At 37.3% G+C, this 21,247-nt stretch carries 19 protein-coding genes; 11 read left to right on the top strand and 8 right to left on the bottom strand.

Annotated features, from left to right (window positions below):
* Positions 1 to 181 precede the first annotated feature (181 nt).
* Positions 182 to 901, top strand: a complete 720-nt coding sequence (locus tag FFS26_RS01465; protein ID WP_137904080.1) for a porin family protein — start codon at positions 182 to 184, stop codon at positions 899 to 901.
* Between the two features lie 89 nt (positions 902 to 990).
* On the opposite strand, the gene FFS26_RS01460 is transcribed toward FFS26_RS01465, so the two are convergent.
* From FFS26_RS01460 to FFS26_RS01435, 6 genes are all read right to left on the bottom strand, one after another.
* The gene (locus tag FFS26_RS01460) at positions 991 to 1,938 is read right to left on the bottom strand and encodes a glycerophosphodiester phosphodiesterase family protein (RefSeq protein WP_137904079.1); all 948 of its coding nucleotides are present in this window, start codon (positions 1,936 to 1,938) and stop codon (positions 991 to 993) included.
* A gap of 138 nt (positions 1,939 to 2,076) precedes the next feature.
* Positions 2,077 to 3,576: an amidophosphoribosyltransferase gene (gene purF / locus FFS26_RS01455; protein ID WP_110008842.1), complete on the bottom strand. Its 1,500-nt coding sequence runs from the start codon at positions 3,574 to 3,576 to the stop codon at positions 2,077 to 2,079.
* A 99-nt stretch (positions 3,577 to 3,675) separates the two neighbouring features.
* Entirely contained in the window at positions 3,676 to 4,398 is a 723-nt protein-coding gene (purC, locus tag FFS26_RS01450; protein ID WP_110008841.1) for a phosphoribosylaminoimidazolesuccinocarboxamide synthase, read from the bottom strand.
* Between the two features lie 36 nt (positions 4,399 to 4,434).
* Positions 4,435 to 5,130: a DUF3307 domain-containing protein gene (locus FFS26_RS01445; protein WP_110008840.1), complete on the bottom strand. Its 696-nt coding sequence runs from the start codon at positions 5,128 to 5,130 to the stop codon at positions 4,435 to 4,437.
* A gap of 2 nt (positions 5,131 to 5,132) precedes the next feature.
* Positions 5,133 to 5,738, bottom strand: a complete 606-nt coding sequence (locus tag FFS26_RS01440; protein WP_110008839.1) for a SatD family protein — start codon at positions 5,736 to 5,738, stop codon at positions 5,133 to 5,135.
* Between the two features lie 441 nt (positions 5,739 to 6,179).
* On the bottom strand, positions 6,180 to 8,093 hold the full coding sequence (locus FFS26_RS01435) for an endonuclease (RefSeq protein WP_137904078.1): 1,914 nt from the start codon (positions 8,091 to 8,093) through the stop codon (positions 6,180 to 6,182).
* Positions 8,094 to 8,284: 191 nt separating this feature from the next.
* Here FFS26_RS01435 and FFS26_RS01430 point away from each other — a divergent pair, with 191 nt between their 5' ends.
* The 10 genes from FFS26_RS01430 to FFS26_RS01385 all read left to right on the top strand — a co-directional run bounded on the left by FFS26_RS01430 (position 8,285) and on the right by FFS26_RS01385 (position 19,394).
* Positions 8,285 to 9,424 carry an acyl-CoA dehydrogenase family protein gene (locus tag FFS26_RS01430; protein WP_110008837.1) on the top strand — a complete coding sequence of 380 codons (1,140 nt, stop codon included), beginning with the start codon at positions 8,285 to 8,287 and terminating at the stop codon, positions 9,422 to 9,424.
* 23 nt (positions 9,425 to 9,447) lie between these two features.
* On the top strand, positions 9,448 to 9,945 hold the full coding sequence (locus FFS26_RS01425) for a DinB family protein (RefSeq protein ID WP_110008836.1): 498 nt from the start codon (positions 9,448 to 9,450) through the stop codon (positions 9,943 to 9,945).
* Positions 9,946 to 10,319: 374 nt separating this feature from the next.
* Positions 10,320 to 13,250 carry a reprolysin-like metallopeptidase gene (locus FFS26_RS01420; RefSeq protein WP_137904077.1) on the top strand — a complete coding sequence of 977 codons (2,931 nt, stop codon included), beginning with the start codon at positions 10,320 to 10,322 and terminating at the stop codon, positions 13,248 to 13,250.
* A gap of 187 nt (positions 13,251 to 13,437) precedes the next feature.
* Positions 13,438 to 15,657, top strand: a complete 2,220-nt coding sequence (locus tag FFS26_RS01415; RefSeq protein ID WP_137904076.1) for a zinc-dependent metalloprotease — start codon at positions 13,438 to 13,440, stop codon at positions 15,655 to 15,657.
* Positions 15,658 to 16,114: 457 nt separating this feature from the next.
* On the top strand, positions 16,115 to 16,828 hold the full coding sequence (locus FFS26_RS01410; RefSeq protein WP_137904075.1) for a glycohydrolase toxin TNT-related protein: 714 nt from the start codon (positions 16,115 to 16,117) through the stop codon (positions 16,826 to 16,828).
* Between the two features lie 10 nt (positions 16,829 to 16,838).
* Positions 16,839 to 17,258, top strand: a complete 420-nt coding sequence (locus tag FFS26_RS01405; RefSeq protein WP_110008832.1) for a hypothetical protein — start codon at positions 16,839 to 16,841, stop codon at positions 17,256 to 17,258.
* A gap of 234 nt (positions 17,259 to 17,492) precedes the next feature.
* On the top strand, positions 17,493 to 17,960 hold the full coding sequence (locus FFS26_RS01400; protein WP_110008830.1) for a nucleoside triphosphate pyrophosphohydrolase family protein: 468 nt from the start codon (positions 17,493 to 17,495) through the stop codon (positions 17,958 to 17,960).
* A gap of 3 nt (positions 17,961 to 17,963) precedes the next feature.
* Positions 17,964 to 18,527 carry a TlpA family protein disulfide reductase gene (locus FFS26_RS01395; protein WP_110008829.1) on the top strand — a complete coding sequence of 188 codons (564 nt, stop codon included), beginning with the start codon at positions 17,964 to 17,966 and terminating at the stop codon, positions 18,525 to 18,527.
* A 3-nt stretch (positions 18,528 to 18,530) separates the two neighbouring features.
* Positions 18,531 to 19,136 (top strand): DUF4230 domain-containing protein, encoded by a 606-nt coding sequence (locus FFS26_RS01390; RefSeq protein WP_110008828.1) that lies wholly within the window; start codon positions 18,531 to 18,533, stop codon positions 19,134 to 19,136.
* A 72-nt stretch (positions 19,137 to 19,208) separates the two neighbouring features.
* Positions 19,209 to 19,394, top strand: a complete 186-nt coding sequence (locus FFS26_RS01385; protein ID WP_110008827.1) for a hypothetical protein — start codon at positions 19,209 to 19,211, stop codon at positions 19,392 to 19,394.
* Positions 19,395 to 19,492: 98 nt separating this feature from the next.
* Here FFS26_RS01385 and leuB read toward each other — a convergent pair whose 3' ends face one another.
* The gene (gene leuB / locus FFS26_RS01380) at positions 19,493 to 20,617 is read right to left on the bottom strand and encodes a 3-isopropylmalate dehydrogenase (RefSeq protein WP_110008826.1); all 1,125 of its coding nucleotides are present in this window, start codon (positions 20,615 to 20,617) and stop codon (positions 19,493 to 19,495) included.
* Positions 20,598 to 21,206, bottom strand: coding sequence for a 3-isopropylmalate dehydratase small subunit (gene leuD / locus FFS26_RS01375; RefSeq protein ID WP_062669734.1), 609 nt, complete (start codon positions 21,204 to 21,206; stop codon positions 20,598 to 20,600). The genes leuB and leuD overlap by 20 nt, the downstream gene beginning before the upstream one ends.
* Positions 21,207 to 21,247 lie beyond the last annotated feature (41 nt).

The following is a 21,247-nucleotide window of genomic DNA, read 5'->3' as shown; positions in this document are numbered from 1 at the left end:
TTCATTATATAAAATATTTATTCATCAAAAAGGGATAAATGGTTTAAAATAAACTTTTCAAAAACAATCTCAAAAGCCCTTTAAACAGGCGTTTTTCGACTTTGGCAAGCAATTTGCAAAATACTTGGAGTCTGATTGAGAGATATCCGACACACAAATAGTAAAATTAAAAAATAAAATTATGAAGAAGTTATTTTTAGGATTAGCATTAACTGCTGGTACACTAGCTTTCGCTCAGGAGACAGAAACAAAGACGGAAACGAAAACAGTCAATGCATCACCACTAAAAAAAGATGTACAACCCATTAGATTCGGAATCAAGGCCGGAGGAAACTCAGCTTATTTCAGTGAGCAAAAGTTTGGAATCAACACACAACAACTAGGTTTCCACGCAGGTGCATTCGTTAATATTCCACTTTCAAAACATTTCAGCTTACAGCCAGAGGTATTATACAACCAAATGGGAGCAAAAGATGTAATTTCATCTACAGAAACTGATAATGGAATTACGAATGTAAAAACTAAAGAAGAAGGTAGAGTAAAGATGAACTATATTTCAGTTCCGTTAATGCTTCAGATGAGACCTACAGAGAAATTTTACGTTGAAGCCGGACCTGAATTCAGTTATTTCATCAACGGAAAAACTAAAGGAGAAAGAAGTGTAGCAAGTACTACAGGAGGTGTTACTACAACCACTACAAGTTCTAATACTGAAGATATCGACAAAGATCAGATCAATAAATTCAATTTCGGATTGGGTCTTGGTTTAGGATATGATATCACATCCAACATCGGTATCAGCGCAAGATATGTAAATAGCTTGACAAAAATTGATAAAAGCAGACCTGCTGCTGAAAACAACAACAGAGTATTTCAGTTAGGTCTTAACTACAAATTCTAATTAGAAACCAATTTTTTAACCGAAGTGCATTAACCTTGCACGCATAAAATAGCCGGAAGATTTTCTTCCGGCTATTTATATCAAAAGTTTTATTCAAATATTCTCGGATCATCACTGATCACCCCATCTATTCCCATTTCTTTTAATTCCTTTAATCTTTCTTTAGTATTCACAGTCCATGGGATTACTTTCATGCCTAATGAGTGGCACTCCTGTACTAATTGGGGCGTTACAAGATTATGTTCCGGGCTGTAAATTGTAGGAGTAAAACTCAGGAACTTCATATCTCCGGCTACTCCATTCATATGATCAGGATACATTCTGAACTTTTCTGCCGGAATATTTTTAAAATAAGCCTGCTGCTGAGCCAGCTTTTTATCATCTACCCTTTCTACAAGTAAAGCAGTCATGATTCCAGGATATTCTTTATGAAGAATTTCCAGTGTTCTTGGATCAAAAGACTGAATGATCACCCTATCCTGGATCTTTTTTTCAACAATGATCTTCATCATCAGATCCACAAACTCTTTGGGTTCGGGATGGAATATATTGTCTGAGAAAGGACGGGTTTTGGTTTCTATATTATAATAAGGTAACGGCCTTTTCAATTCACGGGCGTAAGCCTCACATGCATCTATTACATCTGAAAACAGAGGTTTCTGAACCTTCATTTTCTTTTGCTCAGGATAGTTTTCCAGTTTTTTCAATCCTACATCAAAGGTTTTGATCTTTGCATAAGGCATTTCATAAATTTTATAATAAAACCCCGAATCCTTGGGAATATAGGTTCCATCCGGTTTTGTAACCAGTTCAGGAGAAAGAAAAGCATCATGGGAAAGAATTACTTTTTTATCTTTTGTTATGGCCAGATCCATTTCCAATGTGGAAACATTCATTTTTAATCCGTTTTTCATAGCCGGTATTGTATTTTCCGGGTACAGGGATTTTCCTCCTCGGTGTGCCTGTCTGTCAAAAGATTGTGAACTGTAAAATTGGGTAAATACAATAAAAATACCAGTGAATAGTGCATTTTTCATATCCTGAAGTTTTAATCTTACAAAATTAAAACTCCATTGTATATTGAATAATACAGGAATATTAAGCTTTTGCTACATTTCTAAAACAAAAGAACCAGGTTGTACACCCGGTCCTTTTTTATTATTTCAATAAAGAGATTAATTGAATAAATCTACTTCTTCTCCTTTTCCTACAGGATATTCTTCTGTAAAGCATCCGAAGCAGTGGTTGGCTGATCCTAAAATATCTTTCAGGTTATCGATACTTAAAAACTCTAAGGAGTCTACTCCCAGGTAATTTTTAAGTTCTTCTGTAGTCATATTGGCAGAAATCAGATCATCTTTGGACGGAGTATCAATTCCAAGGTAGCAAGGAGCGATAATTGGAGGGGAAACACTTCTGAAGTGGATTTCCTTTACTCCTGCATCTTTTAAAATTTTAACCAGTCTTTTAGATGTTGTTCCACGAACAATAGAATCGTCAATAATGACTACTCTCTTGTCTTTCATCTCAGAGATGATCGGGTTCAGTTTAAGGTTTACTACCCTTTCTCTCATTTCCTGTGTAGGAACGATAAAACTTCTTCCGATATATCTGTTTTTGATCAAAACCGGGCGGAAAGGAATTCCTGAAGCTTTTGAGAAACCGATAGCAGCAGGAACACCGGAATCCGGAACTCCAATTACCAGATCAGCTTCTACAGGAGCCTGTTCCCAGATTTTCTCTCCGGATTTTTCTCTGATCTCGTAAACATTGATATTTTCTAAAGTAGAGTCAGGTCTTGCGAAATAAATATATTCGAAAGAGCAGATTCTCTGCTTACCTTTCGCTTCATCCATCATATAAGAATGAAGTTTTCCAGGTTCGTTTTCATTGGTATAAATGATCTCACCAGGAAGGATATCACGTACATACTGAGCACCTACAGCATCCAATGCTACAGATTCTGAAGCTACTACATAAGATTTTTCATCAATAGCTCCCAACACCAGCGGGCGGATACCGTTGAAGTCCCTGAAGGCAAAGAATTTATTTCTGGTCATCCCTACTACAGAATAAGCTCCTTCAATCTTTTCCATGGTTGCTTTAATCGCTCCACGAAGACCTAAATCAAGGTTTTTCTGAATCAGTCTCAGGATCACTTCAGAATCGGAAGTTGCTCTGAAAACAACGCCTTCAGCCTCTAATTCAGCCTTTAATTCTTTCGCATTGGTAAGATTACCATTGTGTGCTATAGAAAGTATAATCTGGTCATATTCGTTTTTGGCGAAAAATGGCTGGAAGTTATATTTCTTCTTATCTCCTGCAGTGGTATAACGGGTATGCCCAATTGCAGAATTTCCCATAAAAGTTTCAGGTTCCTGAATTTCTTTATAAACATCCAAAACCAGTCCTTCGTCTTTCATGTTTGTGATTCTTCCATCCTTTAAAACGGAAATACCACAAGCCTCCTGACCTCTGTGCTGTAATGCAAAAAGGCCAAACTGTGAAAGAGAGAAAGTATCCAGATCATTATCCGAATACATTCCGAAGATCCCACATTCTTCATTAGGAGCATCCAGTCTTTCCTCTTCCTGAGTTCTGAAAAGATTTCTTCCATAGGTCTGGGTTTTAAACTGTTTTAAATATTCACTTTTATGAATGTCTAAACTTTTCATTTCTATTTTTTCTAAATTAAAAGATTAAAAAATTTAATGATTAAAAAGATTACAGCCTGTTTAATTTTTAAATGGTTTAATCTTTAAATAAATTAAATCTTATTTCTGTAAAAGATTTTTAAGACGGTTGTAGATTTCAACATAAGCCTCAGTAACTTCTCCCAGGTCTCTTCTGAATCTGTCTTTGTCTAATTTCTTCATGGTATCTTTATCCCAAAGTCTGCAGGTATCCGGAGAAATTTCGTCTGCTAAGATGATTTCGCCGTCTGAAGTTTTCCCTAATTCGATTTTGAAATCTACCAGAATGATATTGATTTTGTCAAACAGATCGATAAGGATATCATTGATATCTGAAGATAACTCATACATTTCGTCAAGCTCTTCATAAGTAGCTGCTCCTAAGAAAACGGCATGGTGATCATTGATAAGCGGATCTCCCAACTCATCTTTTTTATAGCAGATATCAAAGATCGTTACCGGAGATTTAATTCCTTCTTCTACTCCTAATCTTTGTGCCATACTTCCTGCAGAGTAGTTTCTTACCACCATTTCCAAAGGAATGATAGAAACTTTTCTTACCAGCTGCTCTCTTTCGTCTAATTTTTTGATGAAATGAGTTTTAATCCCTTTCTCATTTAAGTATTCAAAAATAAGGGTTGTGATTGCGTTGTTCATTTCCCCTTTAAGGTCTACCTGACCTCTTTTTTGAGCGTTAAATGCTGTAGCATCGTCTTTGAAACGTACTACTACTTCATCAGGATTATCGGTTGCAAATACTTGTTTTGCTTTCCCCTCGTACAACATTTCTTTCTTTTGACTCATAATTTTACTTTCTAAATTGTAGTTAGATTTATTGATTTATTTTATTATTATTCCTGTTAAGACAGCCAGTCCAAAACTCAGCAGTGTACCAATTAATACATACTCCGTAAGTTTTCTCTGTTTTGCCTGTGCAAGGTCGCTGAACCTGAAAACAGATTTGGCAGCTACCATGAAACCTACGCCTTCCCAATGATTCACCATAATAAAAGTGAAAACCAGCAGACGTTCTAAAATTCCGATATATTTTCCGGCACTTGATAAAGATTCGGTTTGAATAGTGTTGGGGCCATCCGGAGCAGGTGTCCAGGATGACAATAAGGTTTTGATAAAAATAGAAGCTGGTGTTGTCAGAAACAGCGCCGTCATAATTACCTTCAAAAATTCCTGATTTTGTACGAAGCCAAAACTGAATTCCCCGAAATAAAAAGAAACTCCGGCAATCACTGAAACATGCAGCAGCTGATCAATGAAAAACCATCTTTTCTTAGTCTTTACATTTTGAAATATAAGTTTGGAAACATCAATCATAAAGTGAGTAATTCCCACCAATACAGCGACCCACCAAAGCTGAAGATCCCACAGGAAAATAAGGCTTAATACCGTGTGAATCAGAATGTGAAGGTACAAAAACTTACTTTTCAGTTTATGGTTCTCCTTATCTGCAACCCATGAATTTGGCTGAAGTATAAAATCTCCGAGTAAATGTGCCAATATGAGTTTGATGAAGATCATGCTTATAATTCTGAGATTTTCTTTCTGAAATACTGATTGGTTTCCACGATGAGCTCATAGTTGGCTCGTTTCAGTCTCTGGCTTACCGAAGACTGTGAAATAGCAAATCTCTTAGCAAGATCTTCCTGAGTGATATCCTGATTCATAATCATCTCATGAATGATCTCTGCCGTAGCCATTGTCCAGTTATCAAAATCCTTGGACGACCATTTCAACAGAATATTAAGATCTCTGTCCACCGGATCACTTGATGTTTTGATGGCAACAGTATGCCCGTCACTTTTAAGGTCATTAAGCAGTCTCCCGGAATTGACATAGGCAGTACCGTTGGATTCAGTGATTTTCTCAGAAGAAAAACTTTCCTCACCAATACCTATGGCCATCCTTACATCTAAATTTTCAACACTTTTAATAAGAGATTTTATGGCTAGAAAACGCCAGAAAACGTCATCAATTCTGCATTTGAACTGGAATTCATCTCCTCTGTAGATTTCCCATGTGTGAGGAGCGCTTCCCCATTTTTCGAGAAGATGTTTAAGCCTGGTAATCCAAACTTCAGTATCCGCATGCTGTGAATTTATAATATCACCGGTAATGACCGCTATCATACTGCAAATATAAGCATAATTACTTATATATAAAAAATATAAGCAGAAACACTTATAGATATTGATTATTAGTGAATCAGCTTATATCAATGATATAGTAAACATAAGGTTTTTAAGGCGTTATATAAAACTACTGAATAGCAAAACAGCAAAAAAATGTTCAATCTTTTATTATGGTGTCGACTTTAACTCTACTTTTTTATACTTTTTTATAATAAGAAGCTGTTCCTGCTATCCGCTCATACTCCTCGCGCCTTCATATTCCAACTCCTTAACCCTACAACTCTCCCACTTCTACTGCGGGGTAACCGCTGCTATCAGGGCTAGGACAGTCATTGCGGGTAAAGCAAAGCAATCTCTTAAATTACACAATATAAAATAAACCTAACAGGTTTTTAAAACCTGTTAGGTTTAGCTGATAGTATTTAAATCTGATGTTATTTACTTTTTAGTAAACTGATGCGCTTTCTCATCAAGCTTTAAGAAATATATTCCTGTAGGAATTCCCATCATTGGAATACTTTTCTTATTTCTAAACGGATCTTTCTCCGTATAAATCACTTTCCCGGAAAGATCTATAATCTGAGCTGTTTTTACCCTTTCCATTTCTTCCTTCACATAAAGATAGTCATCAACCGGGTTTGGATAGATGGTAAATTCATTATTAACAGTAATCAATTCCGCTGTAGACAATGTGCCACCCAGGTTCTGACAGTAATTGGACGGATAAGAATCCCATTCACTGCTAGTAAAAGTATTATTGGGTTGATTGATGGCGTTTTTTCTGTATAAAGATACGTTCCCGTTATTATTGGTCGTGTATTTCACCCCGATAGCATCCACTGTAACCGTTTTATTATACGCAAGTTCCACATAATTTCCTCCCGAAAACATCATAGGATCAGAAGCCGTAGCAAATCTTGCCTCGGTGGGAGTATAACATGATAAGGTGCCTTTCGGATTCAGGATAACAAAAGTTTCATTGTTTCCTACCTTGCCTTCCAATTCGTATGTGTCACCATTATAGAAATCTCCTGATATATTATTTTTAAACTGAATATTAATTCTGTAATTATTTAAATTAACCTCATGTCCTGTTTTATTGACAATTTCCAGCGCATTATTTTTCACAGATTCCGTATTTGTTCCGGATATATATTTGGTAATGATAAGATCCGGGGCATAGGGATCCGAAGCAATTGTTGAGGCTGTTACCATATTACTGAATGGAGATTCCAGGTATGCTTTATCAAAGGCTTTCACCGTAAAAGTATAGGTGGTTGATGGGCTCAGGTGATCGATGCTGATGGAAGTCCCTTTTGTAGTGGCAACAGGCGTTGCAGATCCATTCATATAAATCCTGTATCCTAAAATATCCGCATCAGGAGAAGCCGTCCAGCTCAGATTCACAAAATAAGAATTCTGCTGGGTTGAAACCAGTGATCCGGGAGCCGCAGGAGCAATAGTATCAGGCGTTTCGGACCAGATCATATCAATCCACTCAGGATGATCAATAAATGGATTTCTGTTTTTTTGTATGGTATAAACGGCGTTGTTTCGGTCAATTTCTCTTTGTGAAACCGGATCTGCCGTATTCCACTGTTTCAACATGGCAATATAAGCCAGATCAACTGCTCTTTCTTCTGTTCCGTCCAACGGACATTGGTCTGTAGCAGGAGTAAGATTGGCAGATGTCGTATAAGCTGTATTGAACGAACCTAACTTTCCTTCATAGCGTACTGCAAAGTACAACAATGATCTTGCAATATCCCCTTTAAATTCATTAACAGGCTCATAAACCCTTCCGGTATAGGGATAATTCGGAATCGCTGCATTGGATATCCTCGACGTGTTGGAAAAAATATAATGGTTGGTATTATTTCCTATTCCATAAGGATAATTGCTCCTGCGCTGATTGATCCATCCATCAACAGGAATTATAAAATTCAGATCCGAATACATAGGATAATCACTGATAGATGAGCTTGTACTGAATGTACTTTGCGGCATCATATGTTCCCGGTTGTACCCCAAACCTTCCGCACCAACACCTGCTACCAGCTGATCCGCAGTATATTCATAAGAATCAGGTCCTGAAGGAATTTCAGAATAGATATCCAGCAGATACTGAGTATTGGAAGCATCATGATCATAATATTTATCCAGATCAGTCTGTCCATACAACACCTTAAGATCGTTATAATGCCAGTTGATCATTTTTTCCGAAATAATATCGTGGATCTTTGATTTCAGGGCATATCCCGTCAGTCCGGCTGTTCCATCATAATACCCGGCAGGTGCCTGTGCAGCACTATAAGAAGAAATTAAAAGGATTGGAAGTAGAATTTTTTTCATGCCTTAAAAATTGGGAAACTAAAATAGTGAAATAAAAAACGAATAAGCCTGAATATTTTATTAAGGAAGTATTAATTCTCAAAATATAAAAAATTGAAAACTAGACGCATTGATCGCTAATAATACCGGGGAAATAATTTTTCTTTAGCATTCCATCAATTTGGTTATCTTTGGGAACTAACTATTATTATATGAATACTGAGACTATTGACAACATCAAAATGATAGCGGAGACGGCTAGAGAATTTGCAGAAAAAAACATCAGACCGAATATTATGGAATGGGATGAAAGCCAAACATTTCCAAAAGACTTATTCCACCAATTGGGTGAGATGGGGTTTATGGGAATTGTAGTTCCTGAACAATATGGAGGTTCCGGATTAGGTTATCATGAGTATGTTACTATTCTGGACGAAATTTCTCAGGTTGACCCTTCTATTGGTCTTTCTGTAGCAGCACACAACTCACTTTGCACCAACCATATTTATGAATTTGGAAATGAAGAACAAAGACACAAATGGCTTCCTCAGCTGGCTTCCGGAAAAGTAATCGGAGCTTGGGGACTTACAGAGCACAACACAGGTTCAGATTCAGGAGGCATGTCTACCACTGCTGTAAAAGATGGTGATGAGTGGATCATCAACGGAGCTAAAAACTTTATCACCCATGCTATTTCAGGTGATATTGCCGTAGTAATGACGAGGACAGGCGAAAAAGGAGCTAAAAATAATTCTACAGCCTTTGTTTTGGAAAAAGGAATGCCTGGTTTTACTTCCGGAAAAAAAGAAAATAAATTAGGGATGCGTGCTTCTGAAACTGCGGAATTAATTTTTGATAACGTACGTGTACCGGATTCTCACCGTTTAGGCGAAGTTGGAGAAGGTTTCAAGCAGGCTATGAAAGTGTTGGATGGAGGTAGAATTTCTATTGCTGCATTAAGCTTGGGTACTGCAAGAGGAGCTTATAAAGCAGCTTTGAAATATGCAAAAGAAAGACATCAGTTCGGAAAACCTATTGCAGATTTCCAGGCCATCAACTTTATGCTGGCAGATATGGCAACAGAAATTGATGCTGCTGAACTTCTTATCCAGAGAGCATCTACTCTTAAGAATGCAAAACAAAAAATGACAAAAGAAGGAGCTATGGCTAAACTATATGCTTCTGAAGCTTGTGTAAGAATCTCAAATAATGCAGTTCAGATCTTCGGAGGATATGGTTATACGAAAGATTTCCCTGCTGAAAAGTTCTATAGAGATTCCAAACTGTGTACTATTGGAGAAGGAACGTCTGAGATCCAGAGACTTGTTATTGGAAGAGATATTACAAAATAATTTTAAAAATAACACCGATACAAATGATTAAACAGGCACTTTTAGGTGAATTTCTGCATGAAGCAGATAACACCAGAAAAATTTTACAGGCAATCCCTGACAGCGCATTGGATTGGAAACCGTCCGAAAAAAACTGGACAACCGGACAGCTTGCGTCTCACATTGCTGAAGTATACAACTGGTATGAATCCACTTTCAATCAGGACGTTTTTGATATGGGAACATACAGGTATGACAAAGGAGACATTTCCAAAGCAGATAATATCCTTGCAAAATTTGAGGAAAATGTTGCCAACGCACAGAAAGCTCTTGAAAACTCTGATGAAAATACCTATTTCAACGAGTGGAAAATGGAAATGGACGGAAATGTACTTTTCCCTCCTATGCCAAAGGTTCAGGTGATAAGAGCTTTTCTTTATAATCATTTGTACCATCACAGAGGTGAGCTGGTTGTTTATTTAAGAGCAACCGGAAACAAAGTTCCTGGACTTTACGGACCTACTGCTGATGATAAAATGTAGTTAAACATTGCATCAATATAATAGAAGCTGTTTCATTTTGAAACAGCTTTTTTTGTAGGGAGAACACAGAGCGGCATAATAGTATTCATTAAATGTAATTTATTAAAATTTATTCATGAATAATTGAATTATTAATAAAACACATTGTCTCAATTTAATAAATTAACAAATAAAAAGTAGATATATTATTTTTTTAAAAAATAAAATTCATTTTACGACTTTTATTTTTCTTTTATTAATGAGCATTTTCCATTATATACAATGTATTGCATAATATATTACATACAAAGTCTAAATATTCCTTAAAAAATTTTGTTTTTCGTAATATATTTTTTATTAGATTTGACATTCCACAATCAAATTTAATATTTAATATGAAAAAACAATTAACGCTGATTGGAATGCTCCTTATTTCGGGTGTTTCTTTCGCACAGACTGACCGTCTTTGGTCTGAAGGTTCAAAAAGAACTTCATCAGAGATCTTTGAAAACAAAACCAGTATCAGCAATCCAAAGGTTTACAACCTGGATATCAATGGATTGAAAAACATTCTGGCAAAAGCTCCCAAAAGGCTGGCTGCAGGCGAAAAATCTGAAATCATTATTTCTTTTCCAAATTCTGAAGGCAGAATGGAAAATTTTAAAGTGAGGGAGAATTCCAATTTTGCCCCTGAGCTGGCAGCCAAATATCCGGACATCAAATCCTATGTAGGACAAGGTCTGGATGATCCTAATTCCACAGTCTATTTCAGTGTTTCTCCGCTAGGACTGTCCTCCATGGAAATTTATGGTGATAAATCAGCCGTTTTCATCGAGCCTTACACCAAAGATCTTTCTTCGTATGTAGTATACAGAAAATCTGACAAAAAAGATGATCTCAACAAGTTTGAATGTACAGTGGTAGATGCCGCACAGAAAGGAGTTTCCAATTCTTCTCTTGCTGCAAGACCTAACGCTGACGATGCCAAACTGAGAACATTCAGGCTGGCACTGTCCTGCACAGGTGAATACACCACGTATTTCGGAGGAACAAAAGCTCAGGCTTTAGCGGCGATGAATACTACAATGACCCGTGTAAACGGTGTATTTGAAAAAGATTTCGCAGCCAGAATGGTTCTTATCGCCAACAATGACGCTGTCATCTACACCAATGCATCTACAGACCCTTATTCCGCAGCTTCAGGAATGAGCAACTGGAATTCCCAGCTACAAAGTACACTGACTTCTGTAATTGGTGAAGCCAATTATGATATCGGACACTTGTTCGGAGCTTCCGGAGGTGGAGGAAATGCAGGCTGTATAGGCTGTATCTGTACAAACGGATCAAAAGGAAGCGGATATACTTCTCCGGCAGATGCTATTCCTTCAGGAGACAATTTTGATATTGACTACGTAGCTCATGAAATGGGACACCAGTTCGGTGGAAACCACACCTTCTCTATGAGTAATGAAGGAACAGGTGTCAATATGGAACCTGGATCAGGATCAACAATCATGGGTTATGCAGGAATTACCAGCCAGGATATTCAACCGCATTCTGACGCATTTTTCCATGCAATAAGCATCCAGCAGATCACCAATAATATTAAAGCTAAAACCTGCTCTGTTAATACCAACACCGGAAATGCAATTCCTACAGCTAATGCAGGATTAGATTATACCATTCCAAAAGGAACTCCGTTTGTTCTTACAGGTACAGGAACAGATGCTGATGGAGATTCTCTAACCTATATCTGGGAACAAATGGACAACGCTTCGTCTTCCCAGACAGGAGCAAGTTCTGCAGCAAGTGCTACAAAAGCTTCGGGACCTAACTTCAGATCATGGACTCCTACTGCTGCACCGGTAAGATATTTCCCAAGAATGTCTTCGGTTTTAGCAGGTGCTACCACTACCGCAGGTTCTGAAATCACTGTAGAAGCACTTTCTTCAGTTGGCAGAACATTAAACTTCAGATTCACAGTTCGTGATAACAAAGCAGGAGGTTCAGGAAATAATTCCGATGATGCTGTTATCACTGTTAACGGAACTGCCGGACCATTCAATATCACTTCACAGAACTCTGCAACAACATACGCCGGAGGAAGTTCTCAGACAGTAACATGGAATGTGGCAGGAACTACAGCCAACGGGGTAAATGCTGCTAATGTGGATATCCTTTGGTCAACAGACAGTGGAAATACTTGGACTACTCTATTGGCAGGAACTCCGAATGATGGCTCACAGGCAGTTACTATCCCTAATTCCAATACAACGACAGGAAGAATTATGGTAAAAGGATCAAATCACATTTTCTTTGATGTTAACAATGCTAACATCTCTGTAAATGCAGGTTCCGGAACTCCTGACACGGTTGCTCCTACAGCTCCTACCCTTGCTGCTTCAGGAACTACAGCTACAACCACTAACCTTTCATGGTCTGGAGCTACAGATAATGTTGGTGTTACCGGATATGATGTATACCAGGGAGCTTCATTAATTGGTTCTACGGCTTCTACTACATATACTGTAACAGGACTTACACCGGCAACTACCTATTCTTTCTCAGTGAAAGCAAAAGATGCGGCAGGAAATACTTCTGTTTCCAGCAACACCGTAAGTGTTACAACTCTTTCCGGAGGAACAGTTACTTATTGTTCTTCTTCGGCCTCAAATACAGCAGATGAAAGAATTGGAAATGTGACATTCGGATCTATCAACAATACCTCTACAGGAACTGCGGGATACGAAAACTTCACTTCAGTTTCTACCAATGTTACAAGAGGAAGTGCTTATACAATTTCCATTACTCCTGTGTGGACTTCTACAAAATATAGCGAAGCTTACGCAGTTTATATTGATTATAACGGAGACGGAGACTTTACAGACAGCGGAGAACTGGCATGGACAAAAGCAGGTTCTACAACCAGCCCTGTAACCGGATCTATTACAATCCCTGCTACTGCTACTGTTGGATCTACAAGAATGAGAGTAATGATGAAGTACAGCTCAATTCCTACTTCTTCATGTGAAGCATTCACTTATGGACAGGTGGAAGATTACACTCTTAATATTGTTTCTTCAGGAAAAGGAGATCTTCATAATACAAATGATCTGATCACAGATGTGAAGCTTTATCCAAACCCTGTGAGAGATATCCTATATATTTCCAATACAGCTTCAGAAGATTATAAGATCTTCGATATGGGTGGAAAACTAATTGACTCAGGAAAACTTCAAAGAGGTTCTGTGAATGTAAACAACCTTATCAAAGGGGCTTATATGATTCAAATTGGAGAATCTTCTAAGAGATTTATTAAAAATTAGTAACGAATAGACTTTTTAAAATTAAACGATGTGAAAAACCGTTCTGTGCAGAACGGTTTTTCTTTTTTTAAATTTTATCCATTTCTCACTTTATCACCTTTTCGTATCGGTATATCCGACAAAAAATTCATATAAAGAATACATTTTCAGTAAGTTTTTTTACTATTTTTGCTGAAAATACATATAAGTGAGAAAACAATTATTGATGACGGGAATGCTCGCATTGTCGGGTATTTCTTTTGCACAGACCGATCGTTTATGGACTTCAAGCTCCAGTAAAATATCCTCTCCCGTTCTTGAAGACATGTCAGTTTTTGAAGATCCGAAGCTTTTTCATCTGAATATAAGCGGATTAAAAAATGTATTGGCAAAGGCTCCGAAAAGAGTAACAGAGAAATCTGAAGTCATTATCTCTTTCCCCAATTCAACCGGAAAAATGGAGCATTTCAAAGTAACGGAAAATTCTAATTTCGAACCGGAACTCGCTTCTAAATATCCGGATATCAAATCCTATCTCGGTGAAGGTGTCGAAGATCCTGCTTCAAAAGTTTATTTCAGCATTTCTTCTTTAGGGCTATCTTCTATGGAAATCTACAGAGATCAATCTGCTGTTTTTATTCAGCCTTATACAAGAGATCTTTCCACTTATATTGTTTATAAAAAGTCTGACAGAAAAGACCATTTGAACAAACTCGAATGTACAGTTTCTGATGCTGCTCAAAAAGGTAATTTAAATGTCGTAACCCATAAAAATGCGGATGATGCTACATTAAGAACGTTCAGACTTGCACTTTCCTGCACAGGAGAATATACTTCTTATTTCGGAGGAGCAAAAGCTCAGGCTTTAGCAGCCATGAATAATACCATGACCCGCGTGAATGGTATTTTTGAAAATGATTTTGCAGCGAGAATGGTCCTGATTTCCAATAATGATGATCTTATCTATACCGATGCCGCTACAGATCCTTATTCTTCCTCTTCACAAATGAAAAACTGGAATCTGGAGCTGATGAACAATCTGAGCTCTTCCATCGGAAATAATAATTTTGACATAGGACACCTTTTTGGCAGAGACGGTGGTGGCGGCAATGCAGGATGTATCGGATGTATTTGTGACAATGACATGTCTACTTACCAAAGTCAGGGTATAACCTACCCAAGCAGCTATAAGGGAAGCGGATACACTTCTCCGGCCAACGGTAATCCTTCGGGAGACACTTTTGATATAGATTTTGTAGCTCATGAAATGGGACATCAGTTCGGCGGAAATCATACATCTTCTTATCGCGTTGAACCGGATTTAAAATCTGTAGAACCAGGCTCAGGATCTACCATTATGGGCTATGCCGGCGTCACCAGTTATGATGTTCAAAATAATTCTGATCCGTTTTTTCATGCCATAAGTATTGAACAGATCACCAATAATATCAAAGCAAAAACTTGTTCTGTGAATACCAATACCGGTAACTCAATTCCTACAGCCAATGCAGGTCCTGATTATATTATTCCTAAAAGCACTCCTTTTATGCTTACCGGATCAGGAACTGATGCTGATGGAGACCAGCTTACCTATATCTGGGAACAGATGGATAAAGGAACTTCTTCTGAAACAGGAGCTAATGCTGCAGCGCAGGAATCAAAAACTCGGGGGCCAATATTCAGATCATGGACACCTTCAGGTTCTCCGGTAAGATATTTTCCGACAATGTCTTCTATTTTGGCAGGTTCTCTCAAAACCGCAGGAACAGAAATAGATGTTGAGGCACTTCCTTCTGTAGCCAGAACTTTAAATTTCAGACTTACTGTTCGCGATAATAAAGCCGGAGGCGGAGCCAACAATTCCGATGATACAAAACTCACTGTTGATCCGGCAGCCGGACCATTTATGATAACCTCACAAAACACAGCTGTTTCTTATGTAAAAGGAAGCTCACAAACGGTTACATGGGATGTAGCAGGCACTACAGCAAATGGTGTGAATACCGCCAATGTAGATATCCTCTGGTCAACAGATAACGGCAGCACATGGACGGCACTTTTGGCCGGAACTCTTAATGATGGTTCGGAGAGTATTACAATTCCTGATACTTTAACCAACTCCGGAAGAATAATGATCAAAGGAAGCCATCATATTTTCTTTGATATCAATAATGCTAATATTTCAGTAAGAGATTCCAATGACGCTGCTGCTCCAGCCTCTACCGAAATCAAACTGTATCCCAATCCTGTAGAAAATATTCTTACCCTTACAAACACCAGTAATGAAGAATATAAAATTTACGACATGTCCGGCAGGCTTGTAAGTGGAGGAAACCTTGAAAGCGGAACGGTTAATGTCAATAAACTAACCAATGGAACTTACGTCATCCAAATTCCGGGATTCACAAAACAATTCATTAAAAAATAGAAAAAATAGATTTGAAACAATAAGCTGCTCATTCGGGCAGCTTTTTCGTTTATTGAAATACAAAATACAATCTTAAATCTATTTATCATTAAAATTAATTTCATAATAATAATTTATTTTAGATAAAACTACTAGCATTTGAGTTTTTTAATTTAAATTTATCGCATAACAATATTTCATTGTACCGTTTACCCAGATTGTATTTAAGGGAGCTCCAGATCGTTTTTGACATCTGATGTCTTTGCTTCTTTTGAGTTTATTTTGGCATGAATTGGTAATTTACGGTCAGAAATCACATTATTAATCCAGATTCCAATCCTTAATTTCTGCTATAGAACGGAAAACATCAGCAATACTTACGTCAGTATTTACTTAAGATCTTTATCAGGAAAGCGATGTTTCAAAAAGGTACCCTTCAAATACCTCTGTAATTTTAAAATAATTTAAAATTTTTTATATGAAACATTTATTTAAGTACATCTTTTTTTTAGCTATTGCTTCGTTCTCGGTTGCCTGCAGCTCTGACGATGACGACGTAATAGACATCAATCCGGATGTGACCACCGTCTTCTACAAAAATGCAGATGAACTGGCAGTAACCTATGACTCTAATAATTCGGTAAGCCAGGCCATAAGAAATCAAGTTTATGACTTATACAAAAGAGGAAAATGGAGTGAACTGGAATCTCTTTTTAAGGCTAATAATTTAAATGGCGGATGGCCGCCTGCCAACGGAGGTTATAATATTGTTGATGATGTTCCTTTTAAGGTTGGGCAGAAGTTCGACAGATACAGCGGCGCTGTCGGCAGTTATAACGGAGCCGGGGTTCCTACATTAGGAGGAAGCTTTACAAGCCCTATCATCAACGGATATGTTTATACTTTTACACAAAGGGCTCTAAACCAGCCTGAAGACAAATACGATTTTTATTATGAAATTGATGTACTGAACAACTCCATGCAGTTTAAAACCCAGACAGCAGACATTATTCCGTGGTTCAGCCAGGCAGGAAAAGGTAAACAAACGATGTGGAAAATTCCTATTGATATCAATACAGGTTACCAGAAAACATGGAATAAGCTGGCAGAAGAAGGCTATATTAAAATTACCATTAAGAGAAGCCCAAGCGGAAAATATCCTAACTTAGCAGGCACAGTTATTCAGCCATAAATCTGCTCAGATGTATTCATTATCAGAAAAAATAAACATTACCGGGAAAGCTTCTGTTGAAAAAAGCGTCTTTATCAATGATGAAGCTCTCCCATCAGCAACAACCACTTTCACCTGCTCTCATTGCGGAAACAAAAATAGAATTGCAATAGCACCTTATGAATCAGGGTTTCCTGTTCTGCAGTTGTATCATGAGGATAAAGTAGTATCTAAAAATGAATTGCTAAGCCATGGAATGGTCAACGGAACCTCTCAAAGAATGTTTCATTTCGGAGAATTGACAGTCAACGATCTGCCAACTTTATATTTTGGAACCGACTGTTCTTCCTGTCATTCCAGGTTCATCTGTCTATTCAGCTATGGAGAAAAGCAACCGGGATTAATGATACTTACCATCTCCGGAGTCTGGAATTATGAAGAGTCTAAATAATTGAGTATAATTGAATCACTTCAAAATAAAACCACAATTTTTACAGTTGTGGTTTTTTAATTTTCATGGATAAAATTTTCCCACTGTATAATACAGATTTTTACAGTTTTTTTTGTTTTAAGATAGGGTTGTATATTCAAAAACATTTTCCCAGGCACTTTATTTTTACATTTCCTGCTGTACATTTCACATTTTGCAAATCCTTTTCTATCTTTGTGGGAAATAAAAAAATTCATGGATAAAATTGATAGTCTGAACCAAGTAGCAGAATTCCATACTACTTTCAAAGCCCCTATTTTAGATACCCCACAAATTCCTTCTCCTGAAAGATGCAACCTGAGAGTAGAACTTTTACAGGAAGAATTAAACGAACTGAAACAAGCGATTGCTGACAATAATATTGTAGAAATTGCAGATGCATTGTGTGATCTTCAGTATGTTTTGAGTGGTGCGGTACTGGAATTCGGACTTGGCAACAAATTTGTAGAGCTATTCAACGAAGTTCAACGCTCCAATATGTCGAAAGCATGTGATAATGAAGAACAGGCAGAGGAAACTGTAGAATTTTACAAAGCGAAGGAAGTAGAATCTTTTTATGAAAAGTCCGGAGAAAAATTTAATGTTTACAGAAAGGCAGATCATAAAGTATTAAAAAACAAATACTACTCTCCTGCTGATTTAAAATCAATTATCGAAAAATAAAATATGAAAAAATTTATTACCAATATTGTTGCCTTTTCAACCTTGTTTTTGGCTTCACAGCAGCTTACTGCACAAAAAGTAGTGGTAAACCGTGAAGTTGAAACCCAGAATGACGGCAAAATGCTTTTGGGAAACCAGTTGAAAGAGCAGTTTTTAAAAGCTCCTTATGCAGATTGGTATGTGAAAGAACATGATGAGTATGTTCTTGATCAAAAAGCAGTCAGTGAATTAAAAAAAGAGAGAATCGGAACCTATGATATTATCGTTTTCATGGGAACCTGGTGTGAAGACAGCCACAGAGATTTTCCAAGACTGATGAAAATATTGGAAGCCGTAAGTTATCCGGAAAGTAAATTGAATATTATTGCTGTTAACCGTAAGAAAGAATCTCCTACCGGGGATGAAAGTCTGTACAATCTTCAGAAAGTTCCTACCATTATTCTGAAAAGATATGGAAAAGAAGTGGGCAGAATTATCGAAATGCCTACGACAGGATATATTGAAAGGGATTTGGTTCAAATTCTGAAAAAGAACGATTCATCTGTTATCAAAGAAATTTTTAAATAGATTTTGAGAAATTATAGAACAATATTATCTTTTGCTGCGGGTGCTGGCGCAATGGTACTGCTCTTTTTTGGCCTGAAATCCTGCCTGAATCTCGGAAATAAAACTGAAAAGTCAGATTATTATATCCTGACCAATCAAATTTCCAAGATGAATAAGATGGTCGTGATGGAACAGAATACATCCAGCATGCAGAAGACCAAAATGGGTTATGAGGTTTTTGGAAAAGAAGTTTCCAGCAACAGTATTATTACCTACACAAAGACTAATGCACAGGTTTCTTATGATCTCAACAAAATGAAGATTGAAGTAGATTCCATCAACAAAAAGCTGGTGATTACAGAACTTCCTGATGCTGAAATCAGAATTACACCAAGCGTTGAAATTCAGTCTTTGGATGATTCTTTCTTTAACAGGATTTCGGAGAAGGACATTAAAAATGTTACTCAAAAAGCTAAGGAAACCGCAGAGAAATCAATTGATCAGAATCAACTCAGAAGTGAAGGCCGCAAACAGCTCATGGAAAACCTGAATAATATTTTTGTGCTGGCCAAGGCTTTGAATTATGAAATAGAAGATAAAACGGGGAAAATTGGTATTCTGGGGCTTTAAGTTAAAATATTTCTGTTTGGCAAACCCTTTGAATGATATTATCCATATTGTTTACATTTAAAATTCAAACTCATGGATACAAAAGGAAAAACCACCAGGAAAGAATCTGCCAATACCGCAGAAACCCAAAAGCAAAATCAGGATTTCCAGAATATTCCTGCCGCATCAAAAAAGACCAATCCGCCTGATATTGATAAAGAAGATGTTCAGAAGTCTTCCGAAAACAAATCAGGAAAAACGGATAACACAAAAAAATAAAAGAGCTTTTAAGGCTTTATTTAATAATGAAAAACGAAAAGTTCCGTCTCATATGAGGCGGAACTTTTCTTTCTAACTATCTAACTGAACTTTTGTTTCTATACAATGGTAGATTTTCCGATCTTAATATTTTCAAAATTGTAATAAGACTTTTCAGAATATCTGATATGATCTGCAATAAAACTTCCCACTTCACTTGTGGAGTAATACTGTTTGCTATTAAGATCGATTGTGACATACTTATTCTCAATAGCATGTTCTACCGACTGTCTTAATTTTTCGGCTGCGGTCTTTAAACCAAGATGATCCAGCATCATCGCCACACTTAAAATAGAAGCAACAGGATTGGCAATTCCTTTTCCTTTCGCCTGCGGATAAGATCCGTGAATAGGCTCAAACAAAGCATTCTTCTCTCCTACTGAAGCAGATGGTAATAATCCGATAGAACCTCCGATCACACTTGCTTCATCGGAGATAATATCACCAAACATATTTTCCGTTACAATGACATCAAAATGCTTAGGATTAAGGATCAGCTGCATGGCTGCGTTGTCTACAAACATATAATCAAGCTCTACATCCGGATATTCCGGTGCAATTTCCTGGCACGTCTTTCTCCACAATCTTGACGTATCCAAAACGTTGGCTTTATCAATCAGCGTAAGCTTTTTCTTTCTTTTTTGTGCTTCCTGAAACGCCATATGCGCAATCGGAATAATATCTTCACGGCTGTATTTGCAGACATCATAAGCGTAAGCACCTTCCGGATCTGTAAATTTTTCACCGAAATAAATTCCGCTTACCAGTTCTCTGAAAATCTGAATGTCAGCGCCTTCAATAATTTCTCTTTTCAATGGGCTTTTATCAATCAGAGAGGCATAGGTTTTTAAAGGACGGATATTGGCAAACAACCCTAACTCCTTGCGAAGTTTCAATAATCCCTGTTCAGGTCTCACTTTCGCTTCCGGATTATTATCAAAAACCGGATCTCCAATAGCCCCGAAAAGCACAGCATCAGACTCTTTGCAGATTTTCAGCGTTTCTTCGGGCAAAGGATTTCCTGTCTTAAAAATAGCCTCTGCACCGATTAATCCATATTCAAAATGGAATTTACATTGAAAAGCTTCAGCAATAGCATCTAATATTTTAATGCTTTCACCGATGATTTCCGGGCCAATCCCATCTCCGGGAAGAACCGCGATTTTAAAATAATTGTCGCTCATTTGCTTTTTGTGTTTTTAATTCAAATTCTGTGATCGTCTGCTTTCTGCTGATTAAAAAATCAATATCGTCATAGCCGTTCAGCAGGCATATTTTTTTATAAGAATCTAATTCAAAGGTTTCTGTGGTATCTTTAAAGCTGATGGACTGTAGTTCTACATCAATAGCGATTTCATTATCAGGATTTTCATTGATACCCTCTAAAATTTCTTTTAAAAATTCTTCGGAAACTTTTACAGGAAGAAGGCCGTTATTCAAAGCGTTTCCTTTAAAGATATCCGCGAAATAACTTGAAACAATGACCTTAAATCCATAATCCGTTAAAGACCAGGCAGCATGCTCACGACTGCTTCCACAACCGAAATTATTTCCTGCAACAAGAATCTCACCACCGAATTTGGGATTGTTTAAAACAAAGTCCGGATTCGGTTCTCCTGTATGAATATTGAATCTCCAGTCTCTGAACAGATTCTCTCCGAACCCTTTTCGGTCTATACTTTTAAGGAATCTTGCCGGAATAATCTGGTCTGTATCTATATTTTCTGCCGGCAATGGAACTGCGCGGGATTTTAAAACAACTAATTTTTGCATTTATTCTATATTGTTTAGACTTGGAACCACAAAAGGCACAA

The sequence above is a fragment of the Chryseobacterium sp. 2VB genome (assembly GCF_005503635.1).
Taxonomy (GTDB): Bacteria; Bacteroidota; Bacteroidia; order Flavobacteriales; family Weeksellaceae; genus Chryseobacterium; species Chryseobacterium cupriresistens.
Note: the sequence above shows the minus strand (reverse complement) of the source record. Positions and strands in the feature narration are given on the sequence as shown.

Coding starts and splice junctions, on each gene's coding strand:
- FFS26_RS01465 (WP_137904080.1), top strand. CDS start 182: ATGAAGAAGTTATTTTTAGGATTAGCATTAACTGCTGGTACACTAGCT.
- FFS26_RS01460 (WP_137904079.1), bottom strand. CDS start 1,938: ATGAAAAATGCACTATTCACTGGTATTTTTATTGTATTTACCCAATTT.
- purF (WP_110008842.1), bottom strand. CDS start 3,576: ATGAAAAGTTTAGACATTCATAAAAGTGAATATTTAAAACAGTTTAAA.
- purC (WP_110008841.1), bottom strand. CDS start 4,398: ATGAGTCAAAAGAAAGAAATGTTGTACGAGGGGAAAGCAAAACAAGTA.
- FFS26_RS01445 (WP_110008840.1), bottom strand. CDS start 5,130: ATGATCTTCATCAAACTCATATTGGCACATTTACTCGGAGATTTTATA.
- FFS26_RS01440 (WP_110008839.1), bottom strand. CDS start 5,738: ATGATAGCGGTCATTACCGGTGATATTATAAATTCACAGCATGCGGAT.
- FFS26_RS01435 (WP_137904078.1), bottom strand. CDS start 8,093: ATGAAAAAAATTCTACTTCCAATCCTTTTAATTTCTTCTTATAGTGCT.
- FFS26_RS01430 (WP_110008837.1), top strand. CDS start 8,285: ATGAATACTGAGACTATTGACAACATCAAAATGATAGCGGAGACGGCT.
- FFS26_RS01425 (WP_110008836.1), top strand. CDS start 9,448: ATGATTAAACAGGCACTTTTAGGTGAATTTCTGCATGAAGCAGATAAC.
- FFS26_RS01420 (WP_137904077.1), top strand. CDS start 10,320: ATGAAAAAACAATTAACGCTGATTGGAATGCTCCTTATTTCGGGTGTT.
- FFS26_RS01410 (WP_137904075.1), top strand. CDS start 16,115: ATGAAACATTTATTTAAGTACATCTTTTTTTTAGCTATTGCTTCGTTC.
- FFS26_RS01405 (WP_110008832.1), top strand. CDS start 16,839: ATGTATTCATTATCAGAAAAAATAAACATTACCGGGAAAGCTTCTGTT.
- FFS26_RS01400 (WP_110008830.1), top strand. CDS start 17,493: ATGGATAAAATTGATAGTCTGAACCAAGTAGCAGAATTCCATACTACT.
- FFS26_RS01395 (WP_110008829.1), top strand. CDS start 17,964: ATGAAAAAATTTATTACCAATATTGTTGCCTTTTCAACCTTGTTTTTG.
- FFS26_RS01385 (WP_110008827.1), top strand. CDS start 19,209: ATGGATACAAAAGGAAAAACCACCAGGAAAGAATCTGCCAATACCGCA.
- leuB (WP_110008826.1), bottom strand. CDS start 20,617: ATGAGCGACAATTATTTTAAAATCGCGGTTCTTCCCGGAGATGGGATT.
- leuD (WP_062669734.1), bottom strand. CDS start 21,206: ATGCAAAAATTAGTTGTTTTAAAATCCCGCGCAGTTCCATTGCCGGCA.